The sequence below is a fragment of the Synechococcus sp. FACHB-909 genome, from assembly GCF_014698945.1.
GTDB lineage: Bacteria > Cyanobacteriota > Cyanobacteriia > PCC-6307 > Cyanobiaceae > Cyanobium.
Genome location: NZ_JACJTY010000011.1, coordinates 1 through 19,431, shown reverse-complemented (window position 1 = coordinate 19,431; position 19,431 = coordinate 1). Strand labels below are relative to the sequence as shown.

Annotated in this window: 23 protein-coding genes and 1 pseudogene; 18 read left to right on the top strand and 6 right to left on the bottom strand. The window is 70.7% G+C overall.

Going from position 1 to position 19,431, the window contains the following annotated elements; translation table 11 throughout:
- Positions 1-145: 145 nt before the first annotated feature.
- The 5 genes and pseudogenes from hflX to H6G99_RS14745 all read left to right on the top strand — a co-directional run.
- Positions 146-1,408 (top strand): annotated as a pseudogene (gene hflX, locus H6G99_RS16465) (GTPase HflX); the annotation flags it as partial.
- An 84-nt stretch (positions 1,409-1,492) separates the two neighbouring features.
- Positions 1,493-2,128, top strand: coding sequence for a peroxiredoxin (locus H6G99_RS16460; protein WP_233134021.1), 636 nt, complete (start codon positions 1,493-1,495; stop codon positions 2,126-2,128).
- Positions 2,125-3,504 (top strand): potassium transporter TrkG, encoded by a 1,380-nt coding sequence (locus tag H6G99_RS14755; RefSeq protein ID WP_094586509.1) that lies wholly within the window; start codon positions 2,125-2,127, stop codon positions 3,502-3,504. The genes H6G99_RS16460 and H6G99_RS14755 overlap by 4 nt, the downstream gene beginning before the upstream one ends.
- A gap of 49 nt (positions 3,505-3,553) precedes the next feature.
- Positions 3,554-4,258 carry a potassium channel family protein gene (locus H6G99_RS14750; protein ID WP_094586511.1) on the top strand — a complete coding sequence of 235 codons (705 nt, stop codon included), beginning with the start codon at positions 3,554-3,556 and terminating at the stop codon, positions 4,256-4,258.
- Positions 4,259-4,278: 20 nt separating this feature from the next.
- A complete protein-coding gene (locus H6G99_RS14745) occupies positions 4,279-5,424 on the top strand; it encodes an anhydro-N-acetylmuramic acid kinase (RefSeq protein WP_190612345.1) in 1,146 nt (381 codons plus the stop codon).
- On the opposite strand, the gene H6G99_RS14740 is transcribed toward H6G99_RS14745, so the two are convergent.
- Positions 5,413-5,745 carry a ribbon-helix-helix domain-containing protein gene (locus H6G99_RS14740; protein ID WP_094586515.1) on the bottom strand — a complete coding sequence of 111 codons (333 nt, stop codon included), beginning with the start codon at positions 5,743-5,745 and terminating at the stop codon, positions 5,413-5,415. The genes H6G99_RS14745 and H6G99_RS14740 overlap by 12 nt on opposite strands.
- A gap of 247 nt (positions 5,746-5,992) precedes the next feature.
- Between H6G99_RS14740 and H6G99_RS14735 the strand changes: the two genes are divergently transcribed.
- The 5 genes from H6G99_RS14735 to H6G99_RS14715 all read left to right on the top strand — a co-directional run bounded on the left by H6G99_RS14735 (position 5,993) and on the right by H6G99_RS14715 (position 9,466).
- Entirely contained in the window at positions 5,993-6,301 is a 309-nt protein-coding gene (locus tag H6G99_RS14735; protein WP_015109185.1) for a DUF8682 family protein, read from the top strand.
- Positions 6,302-6,391: 90 nt separating this feature from the next.
- Positions 6,392-6,637, top strand: a complete 246-nt coding sequence (locus tag H6G99_RS14730) for a DUF8665 family protein (RefSeq protein ID WP_094586517.1) — start codon at positions 6,392-6,394, stop codon at positions 6,635-6,637.
- Positions 6,638-6,877: 240 nt separating this feature from the next.
- The gene (locus tag H6G99_RS14725) at positions 6,878-8,635 is read left to right on the top strand and encodes an ABC-F family ATP-binding cassette domain-containing protein (RefSeq protein WP_190612270.1); all 1,758 of its coding nucleotides are present in this window, start codon (positions 6,878-6,880) and stop codon (positions 8,633-8,635) included.
- Between the two features lie 125 nt (positions 8,636-8,760).
- Positions 8,761-8,925, top strand: a complete 165-nt coding sequence (locus H6G99_RS14720) for a DUF8642 family protein (protein ID WP_190612268.1) — start codon at positions 8,761-8,763, stop codon at positions 8,923-8,925.
- Positions 8,926-9,196: 271 nt separating this feature from the next.
- Complete coding sequence (locus H6G99_RS14715) at positions 9,197-9,466, top strand: hypothetical protein (protein ID WP_094586521.1); 270 nt, start codon at positions 9,197-9,199, stop codon at positions 9,464-9,466.
- Positions 9,467-9,512: 46 nt separating this feature from the next.
- On the opposite strand, the gene H6G99_RS14710 is transcribed toward H6G99_RS14715, so the two are convergent.
- A complete protein-coding gene (locus H6G99_RS14710; protein ID WP_190612267.1) occupies positions 9,513-10,670 on the bottom strand; it encodes a trypsin-like peptidase domain-containing protein in 1,158 nt (385 codons plus the stop codon).
- 252 nt (positions 10,671-10,922) lie between these two features.
- Here H6G99_RS14710 and H6G99_RS14705 point away from each other — a divergent pair, with 252 nt between their 5' ends.
- The 3 genes from H6G99_RS14705 to hrpB all read left to right on the top strand — a co-directional run bounded on the left by H6G99_RS14705 (position 10,923) and on the right by hrpB (position 14,222).
- Positions 10,923-11,213 carry a DUF2973 domain-containing protein gene (locus H6G99_RS14705; RefSeq protein ID WP_094586525.1) on the top strand — a complete coding sequence of 97 codons (291 nt, stop codon included), beginning with the start codon at positions 10,923-10,925 and terminating at the stop codon, positions 11,211-11,213.
- A 64-nt stretch (positions 11,214-11,277) separates the two neighbouring features.
- Positions 11,278-11,661: a DUF8663 family protein gene (locus H6G99_RS14700; RefSeq protein WP_094586552.1), complete on the top strand. Its 384-nt coding sequence runs from the start codon at positions 11,278-11,280 to the stop codon at positions 11,659-11,661.
- Complete coding sequence (gene hrpB / locus H6G99_RS14695; protein ID WP_190612344.1) at positions 11,658-14,222, top strand: ATP-dependent helicase HrpB; 2,565 nt, start codon at positions 11,658-11,660, stop codon at positions 14,220-14,222. Before H6G99_RS14700 ends, hrpB begins: the two co-directional genes overlap by 4 nt.
- A gap of 7 nt (positions 14,223-14,229) precedes the next feature.
- On the opposite strand, the gene H6G99_RS14690 is transcribed toward hrpB, so the two are convergent.
- Positions 14,230-15,045, bottom strand: coding sequence for an HAD family hydrolase (locus H6G99_RS14690; RefSeq protein WP_190612265.1), 816 nt, complete (start codon positions 15,043-15,045; stop codon positions 14,230-14,232).
- 201 nt (positions 15,046-15,246) lie between these two features.
- Here H6G99_RS14690 and H6G99_RS14685 point away from each other — a divergent pair, with 201 nt between their 5' ends.
- From H6G99_RS14685 to H6G99_RS14665, 5 genes are all read left to right on the top strand, one after another.
- A complete protein-coding gene (locus tag H6G99_RS14685; RefSeq protein WP_015109196.1) occupies positions 15,247-15,393 on the top strand; it encodes a CAB/ELIP/HLIP family chlorophyll-binding protein in 147 nt (48 codons plus the stop codon).
- 142 nt (positions 15,394-15,535) lie between these two features.
- Positions 15,536-15,730, top strand: a complete 195-nt coding sequence (locus H6G99_RS14680) for a hypothetical protein (RefSeq protein WP_094586531.1) — start codon at positions 15,536-15,538, stop codon at positions 15,728-15,730.
- A 4-nt stretch (positions 15,731-15,734) separates the two neighbouring features.
- Positions 15,735-16,925: an exodeoxyribonuclease VII large subunit gene (gene xseA, locus H6G99_RS14675; RefSeq protein WP_094586533.1), complete on the top strand. Its 1,191-nt coding sequence runs from the start codon at positions 15,735-15,737 to the stop codon at positions 16,923-16,925.
- A gap of 81 nt (positions 16,926-17,006) precedes the next feature.
- Positions 17,007-17,324 carry an exodeoxyribonuclease VII small subunit gene (gene xseB / locus H6G99_RS14670; protein WP_190612263.1) on the top strand — a complete coding sequence of 106 codons (318 nt, stop codon included), beginning with the start codon at positions 17,007-17,009 and terminating at the stop codon, positions 17,322-17,324.
- Positions 17,321-17,728, top strand: coding sequence for a DUF2834 domain-containing protein (locus tag H6G99_RS14665; RefSeq protein WP_190612262.1), 408 nt, complete (start codon positions 17,321-17,323; stop codon positions 17,726-17,728). Before xseB ends, H6G99_RS14665 begins: the two co-directional genes overlap by 4 nt.
- A gap of 19 nt (positions 17,729-17,747) precedes the next feature.
- On the opposite strand, the gene H6G99_RS14660 is transcribed toward H6G99_RS14665, so the two are convergent.
- From H6G99_RS14660 to H6G99_RS14650, 3 genes are read right to left on the bottom strand one after another with little or no spacing between them, the layout of a single operon-like run.
- On the bottom strand, positions 17,748-18,167 hold the full coding sequence (locus tag H6G99_RS14660) for a hypothetical protein (RefSeq protein ID WP_190612261.1): 420 nt from the start codon (positions 18,165-18,167) through the stop codon (positions 17,748-17,750).
- Positions 18,167-18,403, bottom strand: coding sequence for a glypican (locus H6G99_RS14655; RefSeq protein ID WP_094586541.1), 237 nt, complete (start codon positions 18,401-18,403; stop codon positions 18,167-18,169). The genes H6G99_RS14660 and H6G99_RS14655 overlap by 1 nt, the downstream gene beginning before the upstream one ends.
- A gap of 49 nt (positions 18,404-18,452) precedes the next feature.
- On the bottom strand, positions 18,453-19,358 hold the full coding sequence (locus H6G99_RS14650; RefSeq protein WP_094586543.1) for a YihY/virulence factor BrkB family protein: 906 nt from the start codon (positions 19,356-19,358) through the stop codon (positions 18,453-18,455).
- Positions 19,359-19,431 lie beyond the last annotated feature (73 nt).

The following is a 19,431-nucleotide window of genomic DNA, read 5'->3' as shown; positions in this document are numbered from 1 at the left end:
GGGGGAACTGGACCACGCCGCTCGCCTGCTGGAGAAACTTCCCGGCCCCTCCCGGCGCCAGGGCCACAACCTGCGCCTGCTCACCTGCGCCGGGGCCGGACGCCAGGCCCAGCTGCAGCCCTCCCCCCAGGAGGCCGTGGTGGGCATGGACCTGGCCCCGGACCTGTGGCTGCGCTTCGGCCAGCAACCGGAGGCCGGCGGACGCTGGCCGGCGGCCATCCACACCCCCGCCGCCAGCGGCGACCGCGCCTGGCAGGGCGTCCTGGAAGGGGATCTGGCCGACCTCTGCGACCACGATCCCGGCGCCCTCGTCAGCGAGGAGGCGCCGGCCGCCGCGGCCCCGGCTCCGACCCCGGACGGCCCCGAGCGGGTGCTGCTGCTGGTGCAGACCAGCGGCGACCGGGCCCTGAGCGACCGTCGCATCGCCGAACTGGAGGGTCTGGTGCGCAGCGCCGGCGCCGTGCCGGTGGGACGGGTGGAGCAGCGCCGCCAGGGCCCGGCCACCCGGAACCCCTGGGGGGAGGGCAAGCTGCGGGAGGCGGCCCTGGAGGCCCGCCGCGTCGGCGCCAGCCTGGTGGTGGCCGACCGGGAACTGACGCCGGCCCAGGCCCGGGACATGGAGAACCTGCTCGATCTGTCGGTGAGCGACCGCAGCGAACTGATTCTCGACATTTTTGCCCAGCGGGCCGCCAGCGGGGCCGGACGCCTGCAGGTGGAGCTGGCCCAGCTGCGCTACCGCCTGCCGCGGCTCACCGGCCGCGGCCTGAGCCTGTCGCGGCAGGGGGGCGGCATCGGCACCCGGGGCCCGGGCGAGACCCAGCTGGAGAAGGACCGGCGCGCCATCGCCCGCCGCATCGAACGGCTGCAGCGGGAGGTGCAGCGGCTGGGGGACCACCGGGCCCGGCTGCGACAGGGCCGGCGCGACCTGCCGAAGGTGGCCCTGGTGGGCTACACCAATGCGGGCAAGAGCTCCCTGCTCAACGCCCTCACGGGGGCCAGCGGCCCGCAGGCGGTGCTGGCCGAGGACAAGCTCTTCGCCACCCTCGATCCCACCACCCGCCGGATCGGGCGGGGGGGAAGCGGCGGCGACCCGCTGCTGGTCACCGACACGGTGGGATTCATCCGGGAGCTGCCGCCCCAGCTGATGGAGGCCTTCCGTTCCACCTTCGAGGAGGCCCTCGACGCCGACGGGCTGCTGATCGTGGTGGACCTGGCGGATCCGGCCTGGCCCGAGCAGCTCGCCACCGTCCAGACCATCCTCGATTCCCTCAACGCCACCATCCCCCGGCGGGTGGTCGGCAACCAGATCGACCGCTGCGCCAGCGGCGAGCTGGAGCGGGCCAGGGCCCTGGAACCGGGCATGCTGTTCGTCTCAGCCACCGCCGACCTGGGCCTGCAGCACCTGCTCCAGGAGCTGCAGGCCTGGACCGCCGCGGCCACGACCGACGCCCCCGCTGCTGTGCCAGCATCAGCCGGCGCCAATTTCTCTCCCATGACCCTGCAACTGGGCGACACCGTTCCCGATTTCACTCAGGAGTCCCAGCTCGGCCCGATCAACCTCTACGACTTTGCCGGCGACAGCTGGGTGGTGCTCTTCTCCCATCCCGCCGACTACACCCCCGTCTGCACGACCGAACTGGGCGAGGTCTCGCGGCTGCGGGCCGAATGGGAGAAGCGGAATGTCAAGACGATCGCCCTTAGCGTGGATTCCGCCGAGAGCCACAAGGGCTGGATCGGCGACATCAACGAGACCCAGAACACGACGGTCGACTACCCGATCCTGGCGGACAGCGACAAGAAGGTGAGCAGCCTCTACGGCATGATTCACCCCAATTCCCTCAGCAACCTCACGGTGCGCTCGGTGTTCATCATCGACCCCAAGAAGAAGCTGCGCCTGCAGATCACCTACCCCGCCAGCACGGGCCGCAACTTCGATGAGATCCTGCGGGTGATCGATTCCCTGCAGCTCACCGACCACCACCAGGTGGCCACCCCGGTGAACTGGAAGGAGGGTGATGACTGCGTCGTGGTGCCGTCGATCCCCACCGACGAGGCCCGGGCGAAGTTTCCCAAGGGCGTCACCGAGATCCGTCCCTACCTGCGGATGACCCCCCAGCCCAACAAATGAATCGTCGGCAGAGTTGGCGGCACCGGCTGACGGTGCCGCAGTTCACGGTGGTCACCGGGCTGCTGGTGATCACCTTCGGCACTCTGCTGCTCGCCAGTCCGCTCTGCTCCAGCGATGAGGTGGGCCTCTGGGAGGCCCTCTTCACGGTCACCTCGGCCATCACCGTCACCGGCCTGTCGATCGTCGACGTGGGGGCCGAGCTCACCTTCCCGGGCCAGGTGACCCTGGCCGGGCTGATCCTCACCGGTGGTCTGGGCCTGATGGCGATCACCACCTTCCTCCAAGGCTTCGTCCAGGGGCGTTCCGGCCTGCGCCAGCGCCTCGACAAGGGCCGTGCCCTGGATGATTTCGGCGTCGGGGGCATCGGGCCCACCCTCAACCAGATCCTCCTGATCGCCGGCATCGTCATCGGCATCGGCACGCTGACGCTCTACAACTTCGGCTTCACCGATATTCCAGACAAGGGCCAGCGGCTCTGGGCCTCCCTGTTCCACTGCATCAGCGCCTACAACAACGCCGGTTTCGGGCTCTGGCGCGACAATCTGGTCGGTTATCGCAGCCAGCCCGTCGTCAATGCGGTGATCGGCCTGCTGATCGTGATGGGCGGCATCGGCTGGCGGGTCACCAACGACATCTGGGTCAACCGCTTCCGGCTGGCCCGCATCCGACGCCTCAGCCTGCACACCCGCCTCGTCATCCGCACCACGATCCTGCTGATCGTGGTGGGGGCGGTGGGCCTGCTGTTCACCGAGCACTTCGCCACCGAAGGGATGGTGGAGCAGCTGAGTCTCTGGGACAAGCTCCAGGTGACGATCTTCCAGTCGATCACCACCCGCACCGCCGGCTTCAACACCGTGCCCCTGACCCTGGAGACAATCTCCGATTCGGGGCTGCTGCTGATGATCATGCTGATGTTCATCGGCGCCAGCCCCGGCGGCACCGGCGGCGGCATCAAGACCACCACCTTCGCGGCCCTGATCGCCGCCACCCGCTCCACCCTGCGCGGCCACGACGAGGTGGTGGTGCGCAACCGGGAGATCCCCGCCAAGGTGATTCTCAAGGCGGTCGGTGTCACCCTCGGATCGGGCCTGTTCATCCTGCTGATGGCCCTGCTGCTGGGGCTCGGCAACACCACCGCCGGCACCCCCGGCAGCGAGGCCTTCACCTTTCTGGAGAAGCTGTTCACCTGTGTTTCCGCCTTCGGCACCGTGGGCCTCGACGTCGGGGTGACCAGTCAGCTCAACCGCTGGGGCCAGCTGGTGCTGATGGTGGGGATGTTCGTGGGCCGGATCGGTATTCTCCTTCTGCTCTCTGCCGTCTATGGCAGCCGGCCCCAGAATCGGGTGGGTTTTCCCCGCGAGGAGCTCTACATCTGAACCCGGTCCCCTTCGTTCACCGGCCCATTCCCGTTGCGTCGTCGTCTTCATGAACCAGTGGTGGCAGTGGCAGGGCAGCGAGTCCGACACCTCCAACAGCTACGCCGTGATCGGCGTCGGCCGCTTCGGCAGTGCCGTGTGCAAGGAGCTCCTGCGCCACGGGGCCGAGGTGCTGGCGGTCGACCTCAACCAGCGGGCCATCGATGAACTGCGCCAGATGGATCCGGCCATCGAGGCCCGCGTGGTGGATTGCACCGACGAGGAGGCCCTGAGGGCCGCCGGCGCCCTCGACGTGGGCACGGTGGTGGTGGCGATCAGCGAGCCGATCGCGGCCAGCATCACGGCCACCCTGATCGTCAAGGACAGCGAAGGCAGCCGGGTCCAGCAGGTGATCGCCAGGGCCACCAGCGATCTGCACGAGAAGATGCTGCGGCGCGTCGGCGCCGACAAGGTGGTCTTCCCCTCGAAGATGCAGGGGACCCGCCTGGGCATGGAGCTGGTCCGGCCCAACCTGCTGGAGCGGCTGCGGCTGGACGACCGCAACAGCATCGAGGAGATCAAGGTTCCCGGCTCCTTCGTCGGCCAGTCGCTGCGGGATCTGAACCTGCGCAAGAACTACAACGTCAGCGTGCTGGCGGCGGGCCCCGCCAACCAGCTCACGGTCAACCCGCCCGCCTCCCATGTGCTCAACGCCTCCGAGCTGCTGGTGGTGATGGGCAGCAGCGAAGCCCTCGAGGCCCTGCCTTCCCACTGATTCCCTTGCGAAGGACAGCCATGCGGGTGCTGGGGCTGATGAGCGGCACCAGCGCCGACGGCATCGATGCGGTGCTGGTGAACCTGGAGGGTCGCCCGGCCCGGCCGCGCTGGCGCATCCTCGCCAGTGCCCACACCCCCTACCCGGCGGACCTGCGCGAGCGGCTCGTGGCCGTCGGTCAGGGGGTGCCTCTGGACGCCGAGGCCCTGCTGCATCTGGCCGAGGAGCTCACCGAGCACCAGGCCCTGGCCGCCCGCGCCTGCGATTCCGAAGGCCGGGCCGAGCTGGTGGGTTGCCACGGCCAGACCCTCTGGCACCGCCCACCGGAGGGGGAGCGCCGCGGGGCCAGCTGGCAGCTGCTGCAGGGGCCGCTGCTGGCGGAGCTGCTGGGGAGACCGGTGGTGTTCGACTTCCGCAGCATCGATCTGGCCCTCGGCGGCCATGGCGCCCCCCTGGTGCCGGCCACCGACGCCGCCCTGCTGGGCAGGATCGGCGGCTGGCGGGCCCTGCTCAACCTCGGGGGGATCGCCAATCTCACCCTGCTGCCTCCCCCCGCCGGTCCCGACCGCAAGGCGCCGGTGCTGGGCTGGGACTGCGGCCCGGCCAACACGCTCCTGGATCTGGCGGTGGCCCGCTTCAGCGGCGGTCGGCTGAGCTTCGATGCCGACGGGGCCTGGGCGCGGCAGGGCCGCATCGACGAGGAACGGCTGCAGCAATGGCTCCGGGAGCCCTACCTCCAGGCCGCGCCGCCCAAGTCCACGGGCCGGGAGCTGTTCGGGGCCGCCGATCTCGATCGGCGCCTGGCGGAGCTCGGCGCCGATGTGGAGCCGGCCGATGCCCTGGCCACCCTGACGGCCTTCAGTGCGGCGGTGGTGGGCCAGGACCTGGCGCGCCCCCAACGCCCCCGGCCCCTGGAGCTGCTGGTGGCCGGCGGGGGCACCCGCAACGGCTTCCTGATGGAGCAGCTGCGGCGGCGCTGCCACGGCACGGCGGTGCTGCCGCTGGCCAGCCAGGGCATCGCCGATGACCAGCGGGAGGCCCTGGCCTTCGCCCTGCTGGCCTGGTGGCGGCACCGCGGCCATCCGGGCTCGCTGCCCTCGGTCACCGGGGCCCGGCGGGCCGCCGTGCTGGGCGTGATGGCCCTGCCGCCGCCGTCAGGGGGCTGAGGGGGGCTGGCGCAGGCGCAGCCGGCGGGGCGCACCCCGCAGCCGACGGGTGCCGGCCTGCTCCTGCTGCTCGAGCTCGCGGCGGAAGCGATCGGCGGCGACGGCGGGCCCGAGTGGGTAGGGGGCCGCGGCCGGCTCGGGGGGACGCTGCCGCTCCAGCCGTTCCACCCCCTGCTGGATGAGCACCTTGGCCATGTTGCTGACCGTGCGCGACTCGCTCTCCGCCAGGGCGGCCAGCCGGGCGCAGAGCTCCTCCGGCAGGACGACCTGGATCCGCGGCGACTTGGGCTTGCCGCTGGAGGAGGTCTGACGGGTGGGCACGGTGCCTCTGGGTGGGGGCCGAAGAGAGGGTGCCGCTGGGATCCGGCGGGATAGGAAAAAGTGTACAGTGACCGTCATGGGTAGTATCCAAAAGTAGGGTTGTGGACCATCCCGCCCCCTCGGGATCCCCTTCTCCAGCTCCAGACCGGCCCAAGCCCAGCCCAGAACCAGTCCCAGGTCCAAGCCCACCTGCTCCACGCCCCCGTCCCACCCCGTCCTCTCCGACGGCCCACCGGCCGCTTCCGCCATGGCCCGCACCACCCAGTCCCGTCCGACCGCTTCCGAGACCCCCCTGCAGCCCAAGACCCGCCAGAGCCGGCGGCGGAGCACGGCGGAACGCAGCGATGTGCTGGTGTCGGCCGTGATCAGCACCTACCTGCTCACCCATCTGCACCATGTGCTGCAGCGGGCCGAGTTCGGCGCCCAGCAGGAGGGGCGCCAGTCCCTCGCCGCCAACTACGCCCAGCTGCGCAAGGTGCTCTGCCTCGATGCCCGCAGCATGGAGGACGCCTCCGCCAGCGGCGCCGAGGAGGACACCAGTCCCCGCGCCGCCTGATCCGCTGCGCACCCTCCCTCACGAACCACCCGCAAGGGGCTGCGCCCACGGCCCCGGTGCCCATAAGGTCAGGAAAGAATCCCGGCCAGGATGACCACCAGCAACGCCACCGGCAACGCAGCAGAGCTCTACGGACGCATCAGCAACGACGTGGAGCTCACCCAGTCACTGTTCCGCCAGGCCCTTCAGGACCCCAGCGGCGCCCTGCGCAGGATCGTCGCCCTCGGCGAGCAGGAGGGCCTGCCGGTCAGCGCGGAGGAGGTGAAGGCCCATCTGGCCGGCCTCGATGACGGCGCCACCAAGCAATGGCTGATCAAGGCCCGGGGCGGACTCTGAGGCCGGCGACCGGAGGCCCTCCTGCTGGGGCCGGCGGGGTTGCTCCCGACGCTGGGATCCCCCGCCCTGGGCCCAGCTGAAGAACAGCCAGTAGCTCGTCAGCGCCAGTCCCGCCGCCACCACCAGGGCGGCGATCTGCTCGAGGCGCTTGATCATCCTGACGACGCGACCGGACCCGATCGACAGTCTGCAGGACGCCCCGCAGGGGATGATGCGCACACCGCGACCGCCTTCCGCTCCGTGCTGCGCCTCGAACGCATCGGCAAGATCTATCCCACCGGTGAGGTGCTCAAGGACATCACCTGGGAGGTGAAAGCGGGGGACCGGATCGGCCTGGTGGGGGTCAACGGGGCCGGCAAATCCACCCAGATGCGCATCATCGCCGGGCTGGAGGAGCCGACCAGCGGCCAGGTGGTGCGGCAGGGGGATCCCCGCATCGCCTACCTGCAGCAGGAGTTCGATGTCGACCTCGCCCGCAGCGTCCGCCAGGAACTGTTCCAGGCCTTCGGGGAGGCGGCCGAGGTGCTCAACCGCCAGCGGCAGGTGGAGGAGGCGATGGCCAGCGAGGAGGCCGCCGCCGATCCGGACCTGCTCGACCGGCTGATCGACGAGCTCGGCCAGCTGCAGAGTCGGTTCGAGGCCCTGCATGGGTACGAGCTCGATGCCCGCATCGACAAGCTGCTGCCCAGCATCGGCTTCACCCAGGAGACCGCCGAGCGGGTCGTGGGGGACTACTCCGGCGGCTGGCAGATGCGCATCGCCCTGGGCAAGATCCTGCTGCAGGAGCCGGATCTGCTGCTGCTTGACGAACCGACCAACCACCTCGACGTCGAGACGATCCAGTGGCTGGAGAGCTACCTGGTGGATCAGACGGTTCCCCTGGTGGTGATCAGCCACGACCGGGCCTTCCTCGACCGCGTCTGCAACCAGATCGTCGAGACCGAACGCGGCGTCTCGCGCACCTACCTGGGCAACTACAGCCAGCACCTCGAGCAGAAGGCCCTGGAGCGGGAGGCCGGTCAGGCGGCCTTCGAGCGCCAGCAGAAGGAGCTGAGCAGCCAGCAGGCCTACATCGACCGCTTCCGGGCCAGTGCCACCCGCAGCACCCAGGCCAAGAGCCGCGAGAAGCTGCTGGAGAAGGTGGAGCGGATCGAGGCGCCGCTGGAATCGGTGAGCGGGCCGCGCTTCGCCTTTCCCCCCGCCCCGCGCTCGGGTCGGGTGGTGGCGGCGATCGAGAACCTCACCCACGGCTACGACGACCAGATCCTGTTCCTGGGGGCGAACCTGGAGGTGGAGCGGGGTGACCGGATCGCCTTCGTCGGCCCGAACGGCGCGGGCAAGTCCACCCTGCTGCGGCTGGTGATGGGCTACGAGATTCCCCTCGAGGGCCAGGCGGGCCTGGGGGAGCACCACGTGGTGGCCGGTTACTTCGAGCAGAACCAGGCCGAAGCCCTGGATCTGACCAAGACGGTGATCGACACCCTGTTCGAGGCCGTTCCCGACTGGACCCAGACCCAGGTGCGCTCCCTGCTGGGCAGCTTCGGCTTCAGCAACGACACGGTGTTCAAGCCGGTGGCCAAGCTCAGCGGTGGCGAGAAGGCGCGGCTGGCCCTGGCCCTGATGCTGCTCAGCCCCTGCAACCTGCTGGTGCTCGATGAGCCCACCAACCACCTCGACATCCCCGCCAAACAGATGTTGGAGGAGGCCCTGATGGCCTACGAGGGGGCGGCCCTGCTGGTCTCCCACGACCGCTTCTTCATCGGCCGGGTGGCCAACCGGATCGTCGAGGTGCGCGACGGCGAACTGGTGCTTTACCGCGGCGACTACGCCTACTACCAGGAGAAGAAACGGGAGGAGGCCGAAGAGAGCGAGCGGCTGGAGCAGGAGCGCCGCCTCGCCGCCAGACGCGAGGAACAGCGGCAGAAGCAGAAGGCCAAAGCCGCCCAGAAGGGCGGCGGCACGTCGAAGGGGAAAGCCGCGGGCACCGCCGACAGCTGAGGCGGCGCCGTCAGGGGCGCGGCGCAAAATACAACTTCATCGTTTCCTAGGCAGGAAGACTCATTTCTCTGGTGTGGGCGGTTCTGTGTGCATAGGCTGACAGGGTCACCCATCCAGGAGCAGCGATGACCATCCAGAACGTCGTCACCGACGGTTGGACCGTGGACCGCGAGGACACCGCCGGCACCAGCGATGCCATGGAGGTGTACTTCGAATGCATCACCACCTGCTCCCTCGAGGACGGCGAGTGCGTCACCCGCTGCGTGGAAGAGCTGCGCGAGCGCCACTGAAGTCAGGCTCGCGCCGCTGATGCCAATGGGGCCAGGGCCTGGACGGGACAGGCCCATCCCTATACCGGCGCAAGGGACATACCGCCACAAAGGGCCCACCGCGGCGCAGGGCTAGCGCGGCGCAGGGCCGGCGGCAAGGGGAAACGGGCCAGAGCCAGGGGTTGAGCGGATTTCCTAACCAGGGCACAGGCCCTGTAACAGCCGCTACGTGGCATCTTGAAACAGTTCGTAGCTTTGGGCCGGTCAGAAACGCCCCATCGCACAGCCCACCATGTCCGAACCTCTCGCCCTCAGCCTCGGTCAGAAATTCGAACTGGAGCGCATGACCCGGGCGATCGACGCCACGGGCGATCCGCAGGTCCTGCGGGGTCTGGCCAAGCAACTGTTGCAGGCCTGGCAAAGCCAGAAGGCCGCCACCCAGTGGGTCATGCGCCAGCAGCTGGGTGCCCCCGCCCGTTTTGGCGCCGAGCTCACCATGGACGCCGGCCTGCTCGACGCCCTTCGCCCCGACAGCAGCAAGGGGGGCATGGACGTCCTCTGAGGGCCGAGCTCAAGCCTCCCCTAGGCCATGAGCTCGGGCAACCTCCTCATCCCTGACGCAGCAGGGCCATGTCGCCAGGGATGAGCCGCAGGTTCACCATCGCCCCCTGACGGTTCACCGTCAGGTTGAGGGTTCCCCCCACCCCCGCCCGCTCGACGGCGTTGATCACCTGGGAGGGATCCTTCACCACGGCCCCCTGGGCCGCGACGATCACATCACCGGTCCTGAGACCTCCCCGAGCCGCCGGTCCGTTGGGCTGAACCGAAACCACGACCGCACCCTGGGAAACGCCGGAGCCGCTTCCCGCCCGGACCTCATCCAGCCCCACGCCGATCATGGGGTGGGTGGCCCGGCCGGTCGCCACCAGTTGACTGACAATGCCGCGGGCGCGGTTGATCGGAATGGCGAAGCCCAGTCCGGCCCCCGGCCCCGAACGCACCAGGGTGTTGATTCCCACCACTTCGCCGTCGGCGTTCAGCAGCGGTCCGCCGGAGTTGCCCGGGTTGATGGCGGCGTCGGTCTGGATCAGATCCAGCCGCTTGTCGGTGATGCCGAGCTTGCTGGCGTTGCGGTTGAGGCTGCTGATGATCCCCAGGGTGACGGTGTTGTCGAGGCCGAAGGGGTTCCCCACCGCGATCGCCCAGTCGCCCACCTGGAGGGCATCGGAATTGCCCAGGGGCGCCACGGGCCAGGGGCCCGCCCCCACCAGCCGCACCACCGCCAGGTCGGTGAGCTTGTCGAGGCCCACGACCCGCCCCTCGACGCGCTGGCCGTTCTCGAGACCCACGGTCACCCGGTCGATCTGGTCCACCACGTGGGCGTTGGTGAGCACCAGCCCATCGGCCTGGAGGATCACCCCGCTTCCCTGGCCCCGTTCGGTGCGCCGCGAGGGGGCACCCTGCTGGGGGATACCGAAGAACTGGCGGAACAGGGGGTCGTTCAGCAGACCCCGGGGCAGGCCCCCGGTGGCGGCTGACTGGACGGTGCGTTCCGTGTCGATGGTGACCACCGCCGGGCCCGCCCGACGGATCGCCGCCGCCACGAAAGATTGCCGCCCGAGCACGGCCGCGGCCGGCTGGGCCAGACCGGGGGAGGTGAGGGTCGGGCTGACGAGGGCCGTGGTGGCCGTGACCGTGGCGGTGGCCGCCGCCGTGACCGTGGCCAGCCCGGCGGCGGCCGCGGCAAGAACGCGGGAGGAACGCATCGTGAAAAAGCTCAGATGGAAAAACCGTAGGGAAGTCCCCGGGAAGGAGAAAGGGGAGGCAAACCGGCCTGACCGGCTATGCTTTGTAAAGTTTTTTATCGGGTCATGGACACAAGCCGCCTGCTGCTGGCCTTTCTCGCCTTCGGAGCCGCCTGCACCTCCCTCTGGGCCTGGATGCTGGCCACCACCACCGCTCCGTCGGACGGGTGATGATGGGGGAGAGTCCGCGGACTGCGGGGTTCCCATCGCGCCATGACCTCCCTCCTCTCGCAGATCTTCCCGATCGTCTACGGGGCCTGTTTCATCGTTCTCCTGTGGCAGGCGTTCCGGGTCATGGGCCAGGGCTTCCGCGCCATTCCCCGTCCCGGTGATGCCGGAGCCGCCGCCACCGATCCAGCCGGCCCCGCCGGTGATCGCACCGGCCGTCTCACCATCCACCCGGAGCTGCTGGACGCGGACGGCCAGCTGACCCAGGAGGACCTGCTGACGGTCCGATTCAGCGGCGACAACGAGCAGCCCGCCTTCCCCGCCGACCCGACCTGAGCGCGGCCGGCCGGTCGCTGAATAGGCTCCCTGAGGTGAATGCGCCAACCGGCGGAGATCGATGGTGGATCAGAGAACGCGAATCGTGGCGGCCGTGCTCGGAGCACTGAAGCTGCCGCCACGGTTTCGACTCAAGATGGTGAAGGACGACCCGATCCGGCTCGAGCTCAGCCTGACGCCGTCCTACGGCAAGGATCCGATTCTTGTCGGCATCGTCGAATCCCAAGATCTGGTGGCCCGGCGCGACCGGGAGGGGCGCATCCCCCGTGACCTCCAGGGCACCTGGGACTGGACCGTGCGCCACGGCAAGGTGACCACCGGCGGCTGGAACCCCTACCTGAAGGAGGCGCTCCAGACCATGTTCGAGACCGGCCTTCCCGCCATCGTCTACGAGGAAACCACCGGTGAGGCCTATCACCCGGTGGATGGCCTCCGCCACGTGCGCTGAACCCGCCCCTGCCCATCGACGGCCGCCTCGCGGCCATCACCGCCGCCCTCGGGCCCGGATCCACCCTCCTGCTCCAGGCCGAACCCGGCGCCGGCAAGACCACCCGGGTTCCCCTCGCCCTGCTCGAGAGCCTCGGCGCTGAGGGTCGCCTGCTGCTGCTGGAACCGAGGCGGCTGGCGGCCCGGAATGCCGCCCAGCGCCTCGCCGCCGGCCTCGGTGAACCCGTCGGCGGGCGCGTGGGCTACAGCGTGCGCCTGGAGTCCCGCACCTCGTCGGCCACCCGGCTGGAGGTGGTCACCGCGGGCCTGTTCCTGCGCCGGCTCCAGGCCGATCCCGCCCTGGACGGGGTGGCCTGCGTGATCTTCGACGAATTCCATGAGCGCCAGGCCGAGGCGGATCTGGCCCTGGCCCTGGTGCGCCAGGCCCGCAGCCTGCTGCGTCCCGAACTGCGCCTGCTGGTGATGTCCGCCACCCTCGATCTGGCGCCCCTGGCCAGCGAGCTGGATGGGGCCGCCGTGATCAGCTGCGAAGGCCGCAGCCATCCGGTGGCGGTGACCTACCAGCCGCCGCGGCCGGACGAGCGGCTGGATCGCCAGGTGCTGCGGGCCCTCGAAGGCCACTGGCTGGCCGAACCCGAACCCCGGGGCACCGCGCTGGTGTTCCTTCCCGGCCTGGGGGAGCTGGAGACGGCACGGCGGGCCATCGAGGCCACCGCGTGGGGCGAGGGGCTGGAGCTGGCCCTCCTGCACGGCCAGCTGCCGCTGGCGGCCCAGGGACGGGCCATTGCGGCTCCCCAGGGGGCGGCTGGGAAGGTGGTGCTGGCCACGTCGGTGGCGGAGAGCTCGCTCACGATCGCGGCGGTGACCGTGGTGATCGACAGCGGCCTGAGCCGACGCAGCCGCTTCGATCCGGCCACGGGCATGGACGGCCTCGTCACCCAGCCTGCCAGCCAGGCCAGCGCCGAGCAGCGAAGTGGGCGGGCCGGGCGGCTGGGGCCGGGGCGATGCCTGCGGCTCTGGTCCCCGGCGGAGCAGCAGCGGCGAGCCGCCTTCGATCCCCCGGAACTGCTCGAGGTGGATCCCCTGCCGATCGCCCTGCAGCTGGCGGAATGGGGCGAAACGGAGGACGACAGCCTTCCCTGGCTCACCGCGCCCCCCCGCCGGCCCCTGGCGGAGGCCCGCGACCTGCTGCTGCAGCTGGGGGCCGTCGATGGGCAGGGGCGCATCACCGGCCACGGGCGGGCCATGGCCCGGCTGGGCCTGCATCCGCGCCTGGCCCACATGCTGCTGCGGGCAAAGGAAAGGGGCTGGGAGTCCCTCGCCACGGCCATGGCCGTGCTGCTCAGCGAGCGCGATCCCCTTGACCGCCGCGAGGCCGGCAGCGATCTGATGCGGCGCCTCGACTGGCTGCGGCGCAGCCCGGGCCCGGAGGGGAGTGGGCGCGGCGCGGGCCGGGCCCCCTGGACCAACCTCCAGAGCCAGCTGCTGCGCCAGCTCCGGGAGGGGCGGAAGGCGGCGGCCCCGGTGGCGGCCCCCGCAGCGTTCGCCTCCGGCGGTGGCTCTGACGACGTCCGTGCCGCCCAGCTGCTGGCCTGGGCCTATCCGGAACGGCTGGCCCTGGGGCGGGGCCGGGGCGACGGGCGCTTCCTGATGCGCGGCGGTCGCGGCGCCGTGCTGCCCCCGGGGGATCCCCTCGCCGCCGCCGAAGCCCTGGCGATCGCCAGCGTCGACGGCCAGGGCCAGGAGGCCCGGGTGCGGTTGGCGGTGGCCCTCTCCCGCAGCGGCCTGGAGGAGCTGGTGGCGGAGGAGATCGAGGAGGAGACCGAAGCCCGCTGGGATGGCACCGACCAGCGGGTGCGGTGCGAGCGGCTGCGGCGGAGCGGGGCCCTGGTGCTGGAGCGCCGCCCCTGGCCGGACGCCAGCGGGGAGCTGGTGGAGCGAGCCCTGCTGGAGGGTCTCGAACGGCTCGGACTGGAGGTGCTCCCCTGGTGCCGCACCAGCCGCCAGCTGCAGCAGCGCCTGATGCTGGCCCACCAGCACCTGGGGGCGCCCTGGCCCGACCGCTCACCGGAGCGGCTACAGCAGGACCCGGGAGCCTGGCTGGGCCCCCACCTCGGGGGCCTGCGCAGCCTCCAGGACCTGCAGCAGCTCGACCTCTCGGAGATCCTCTGGGGGGATCTGGACTGGTCCCTGCGCAGGGAACTGGATCGGCTGCTGCCCCTCAGCCAGCCGGTGCCGTCCGGCCGCCGGGTGCCGTTGGACTACGGCAGCGGCACGCCGGTGCTGGCCGTGAAGCTGCAGGAGATGTTCGGCTGCCTGGAAGGGCCGACGGTGCTGGACGGCCGGCTGCCGGTGCGGGTGGAGCTGCTGTCTCCGGCGGGACGCCCGGCGGCGGTGACCAGCGACCTGGCCGGCTTCTGGAGCCAGGGCTACGCCGAGGTGCGCCGGGAGCTGCGCGGCCGCTACCCCCGCCACCCCTGGCCCGAGGATCCCCGCCAGGGCGTCGCCAGTGCCCGCACCAAGGCGGCCCTGGCCCGGGAGGCACGCGGGGAGAGTCGCTGAGCGTTGCCTAGGGCAGGCCGTCGAGCAGATGGCCGAAGCCGAAGTGGCGCAGTCCCTCCAGGATGCCCTTGCAGCCATGGGCGCGGGCGCGGTAGGTGCGGGCCAGCCCCGGCAGGGCCCGCACCAGGCCCGGCTCGGCATTGCCCACCCTGACGCTCTGCAGGCCGGTCTCGAACATGGCCAGATCGTTGAGGGAGTCCCCCGCGGTGACCACCCGGGCCGGTTCCAGCTCGAGCCACTCCAGCAGGCCCAGCAGGGTGCTGCCCTTGTTGACGCCGGGCGGCAGCACGTCGAGGTACTTGTCGCCGGAGACCAGGCAGTCCACCCCATGGGCCTCGATGGCCGCCAGCCGGCTGGTGTCCAGCCGGAGCGGGTCGATGCCATAGGCCAGGCGCCGGTCGCTGCTGAGGGGCTGGGGGGACAGGCCCGGCACCAGGGCCAGCAGGGGCAGCACCTTTTCCGCCCGTCCCCGCCAGAGGGCCTCGATCGGCTCCAGGGCCAGGGCCAGGGGGGTGAGGCTGGCGCCGCAGGCCACGGTGCAGCCCACATCACCGATCACCAGATGGGGGGGATGGAGTCCCAGGGCGGCCTCCGCAGCCAGCAGCCGGGCGACGGAGCGCAGATCCCTGCCGGTGCTGAACACCTGCAGGACCCGGTGGCGCTGGGAGGCCAGCCAGCGGTAGACCCGGCGGCGCGTCGGGACGGACCCCTCCAGCAGGGTGCCGTCGAGGTCGGTGACCAGCACCAGATCGGTCTCGCTGGGCAGGGGCGCCGCCAGATGGCGCTGGAGGCGGGCCCGGGGCGCCCGCCGGCGGTCCTCCAACCCGGGACCCCAGACGGAGGCAGAGCCAGCTGCCGGCAACGGGCCGGCGCCGGGGCCGGGGCCTGGCACCCGTGGAGGCCTCAGTGCCATGGCCGGGCGCGGCTGTCAACCGTGCAACCCACACCCAGCTTTGTAGTCCCTGCCACTGTCAAGACCACTCCATGTTTCGTTACAGTCAGGGCTCCACCGAGGGTTCCTTCCATGTCTGACGCTTCCCAGCCCCGCTTCGGTTTCGTCAACTTCGCCGAAACCTGGAACGGCCGCCTGGCCATGATGGGCTTCGTGATCGGCCTGGCGACCGAAATTCTCACCGGCCAGGGCATTCTGGCCCAGGTCGGCCTCGGCTGAAGCCCGGCTGTCTCCCCCAGCACCAGCGTCCTTGAAGCCCGTTAAAGACGTAGGCCGCCGGCCCAGCCGGCGGCTTTTTCATGGCTCAGGCAGCTGTCCCAAGCGGTCCTAGGTTGAGGCCCAACCCAGGCAGCGCCCCCCGATGGCCCCTTCCGCCACCGCTCCCCGCTTCTATGTCGGCAACCGGCGCGACGGCGCCCGGCTGCTGAGCAGCGCGCTGGTGATCGCCGGAGCGGGCCTGGTCCGGATCGACCATCCGGTGGGCCGGGCCGTGGCCCTTGTGGCCGGCCTGCTGAGTCTCTACTGGTGGCTCTGCTACCGCCAGCTCAAGCACTGATTCCATGCTCACGGTCCCTGGCAGCAGCGCGTCCCCCCGCCAGCACGACGGCATCCCCAGGTACTCGGTCGCCGAGCTCAACCAGGCCATCGGTGCCCTGCTGGAGCGGGGCTTCGCCCCCCGCTTCCTGCTGGAGGCCACCGTGGGGCGCCCCCAGCAGAAGAAGGGCCATCTCTGGCTGACCCTTGTCGACGGCCAGGCCAGCATCCAGGGGGTGATCTGGTCGTCCCAGCTTCAGAAGCTCAGCTTCGTGCCCCAGGAGGGGGATGGGGTGGTGGTGGTCGGCAAGCTCAACTTCTGGGCGGCGCGGGCCAGCCTCACGGTGCAGGTGCTGGATGTGCGCCCCAGCCTGACCACCGTCCTGCGCCAGTTCGAGCAGGTGCGCAGCCGGCTGGAGCCGGAGGGGCTCCTCGACCCGGAGCGGAAGCGACCGCTGCCCCGCTGGCCCCGCCGCATCGCCCTGCTCACCAGCGTGCCCAGCGCCGCCCTGGCTGACATGCTGCGCACCGCCAGGGAACGCTGGCCCGCCACCGACCTGCTGGTGGTGCCGATCCCCGTGCAGGGGAACGTGGAAGCCCAGATCGTGGCCGCCATCGAGAGCCTCGGCGAACAGGCCGACCGCCTCGGCCTCGAGGCCCTGGTGCTGGCCCGCGGCGGAGGCAGCCGGGAGGATCTGGCCGTCTTCGACGGGGAGTCCCTGGCCCGCTGCCTGGCGGCCTGTCCCTGGCCCGTCATCTGCGGGATCGGCCATGAGGATGACGTGACCATCGCCGATCTGGTGGCCGACTACCGGGCGGCCACGCCCACGGCCGCCCTGGTGGCCCTGCTGCCGGACCGCAGCCAGATGATCCGGACCCTGGAGCAGGAACGGGGCCATCTGCACCGCACGCTGACGCTGCGGATCGCCTCCGCCCGCCAACGGCTGGGCGCACGCCAGGACCAGCTGCGCCTGCTCCACCCCGCCCGGCTGCTCAGCCAGCGGCGCCAGTGGCTGGCCCAGCGACGGCAGCTGCTGCAGGCGCTCTCGCCGCGCCACCTGCTCGCCCGGGGATTCAGCCTGCTCCGGGATGGTGACGGACGCCTGCTGCGTTCGGTGGCCCAGCTGCAGCCAGGGGAAGGGATCACCGCCGAGCTGGCGGACGGTCGGGTGGCCCTGCAGGTGCGGGCGGTCGAGCCGGACGGCCCCGGTCCTTGAGCCCCAGACCCCCACGTTCTCTCCATCGGATCCGCCGGGCCCTCCGCGGGCTCCTCGCCACTCCTGCCCCCCGTTGCTCCCATGGCTAAGTCCTCGCCCCGATCCAGAGCCTCGGCCCAGCCTGCCGATGACGTCTCCAGCCAGGACGCCGCTGGTGAGGGGAACGACGTGCACGACGTGGCCCAGGACCTGAGCTTCCGGGAAGCCCAGACGGCCCTTGAGCTCTGCCTGGCCCAGCTGCAGGACCAGGACCTGGACGTGGAGTCGATGGCCGATCTCTATCGGCGGGCGCTGGCCTACGCCGAACGCTGCGAGGCGGTGCTGGCCCGGGTGGAGCAGCAGGTGATGCAATGGGATCCCGGCCAGCCGGACCTGGCCCCCACGCCCTACGCCCCATGAGTGACGACGCCCAGCCCACCAGCAGCGGCCCCGGCGGCATCAGCTGGATCGCCTGGCTCTATCTGCTCCTGGCCGTGGCGGGCGGGGTGCTCCCCTGGCTGGCCAATCTGGACTTCATCCGCAGCGAGGGGGCGGCCTTCGATCTGGGACTGTTCATCCGCCAGGCGAACGTCAATCCCGCCGCCCAGTCCCTCTCCAGAGATCTGGCGATCGGGGCGACCGCCGTCACGATCTGGATGGTGCGCGAGAGCCGCCGGCTCGGCATGCGCGGGCTCGTCTGGGTTCTGCTCAGCTGCGTGACGATCGCGTTCGCCTTCGGGGCCCCCCTGTTCCTGCATCTGCGTGAACGCCGGCTGCTGGAGATCGCCCGACTCAGCACGGAGGCACCGGATCCGGCCGCATGAGACTCAGCGCGTGTCGGGCTCAGGAGCCATCGCCCCCGCGGCCGCCCATTTCGCCGCTGGCGCTGGCCTCCACATCGACGGCGTCGACGTTGATCGTCACGTCGCGGGCGTCGATCTCCCTGTCTGACCCGGATCCCCAGAAGAACGGGCCGGAGGGTTCCGGCGCCGCTTCTGATCCATCACCGGACGTGAACGGACTGCCGCAGGCCGGGCAGACCTCGGTGCCCAGGCTGGCGAAGCCACAGCTGGGGCAGGTGCGCAGGCGACGACGGACGATCTGCCAACCGATCAGGGCCACCCCTCCCGCCAGCAGCGGCAGCAGCAGAAGGGTCAGGGTGAGTCCGCCAATGACATCGAGCAGCAGGCGGCCGGCCGAGGTGGGCACCAGCAGCAGAGCCGCCGCCACACCGATCCACAACCAGGGAATGCGCCGTTCCATCAGCGCTGGAAGCGTGGATCGTTCTCGATCCAGCGCTCCAGTGCCGCCAGGCCCTCGAGGCCAGCCCAGCCCAGGAGCAGGGCCGCCACCAGCCAGGCCGCCAGCAGGCCGATGCCGACCAGCAGCGGAATCAGCGCCAGGGTGGTGAGACCGATCAGCACCACCGCGCCGACGGCCATGGACACCAGCGCCAGGCTGGCCGGAAGAGGCGGGATCCTGAGGGCAGGCTTGGCCAAGAGTCGATCCAATCAGATCAGTCCATCCTGACCCGAAACGGGTCGATCCTCAGCGCGGCAGAGGTGTCGATGGCCCCCCAGCGGCACCGCCGGAAAGCACCACACTGAAGCACTGGCCGAAATAGAGCACGGCACCCACCAGCCACACCCAGAGCGTCAACAGCAGCACACCGCCCACCACCCCGTAGGCCTGAAAGCGCGCCCCGAGGGCGAGCAGGCTCCTGCCCAGCAGCAGGTTGGAGAGGGTGAGGCTGCCGCTCACCAGCAGGGCCCCGGGAATCAGCGGGCGGAAGGGAATCCGGCGCGACGGCAGCATCCACAGGAACAGAAGCGTGGCGCCGAAGCCGATCAGCAGGGAGACGAGCAGATCCAGGCCGAAGGACAGGGAGCTGACCCACAGCAAGGGTTCCGGAAGAAAGGCCTGCAGCTGGTCATGGAAGCCCCTGGAGCCGAAGAGCCGCACTGTGCTGAAGAGCTGGTCGAGGACGATCAACAGGCCGACGAACAGCAGCAGCACCAGGGACTTCAGGCGCAGGGCCAGGAAGCGACGCACGTGCTCCTGCCAGCGCAGGTGATCGAAGCCGAAGGGCCGATTCCACCAGAGCCGATCGGCCCCGCGCTGCAGGGTGAGATAGATGTTGCTGGCGCTGAGCGCCAGAAGCACCAGGCCGAGGATGCCGGCGCCGAATCCCTGGTTCGTGAAGCGTCGCAAGGTGGCTTCGAAGCCAGGCAGGGCGGAGGCGGGCAGCACCTGGCCGACCAGCACGATCAGCCGATCGAACCGCTCCACATCACGGCCGAGGAGCCGCGAGGCCACCGACAGCGCAATCAGCAGGGCCGGGAAGAACGACTGCAGCGTGTGATAGGCGAAAGCGGCACTCAGGTCCACGCAGTCCGCCCGCAGCCACAGCAGATAGGCCTTCCAGAAAGGACGAAAGCGACGACGCCATGTCACGACAGAACCATCGGCAGGGGTTGGGGCTGCAGCATGCCTGCATCCTGCCCTCTCCCAGGCCCGGGGCCCATGC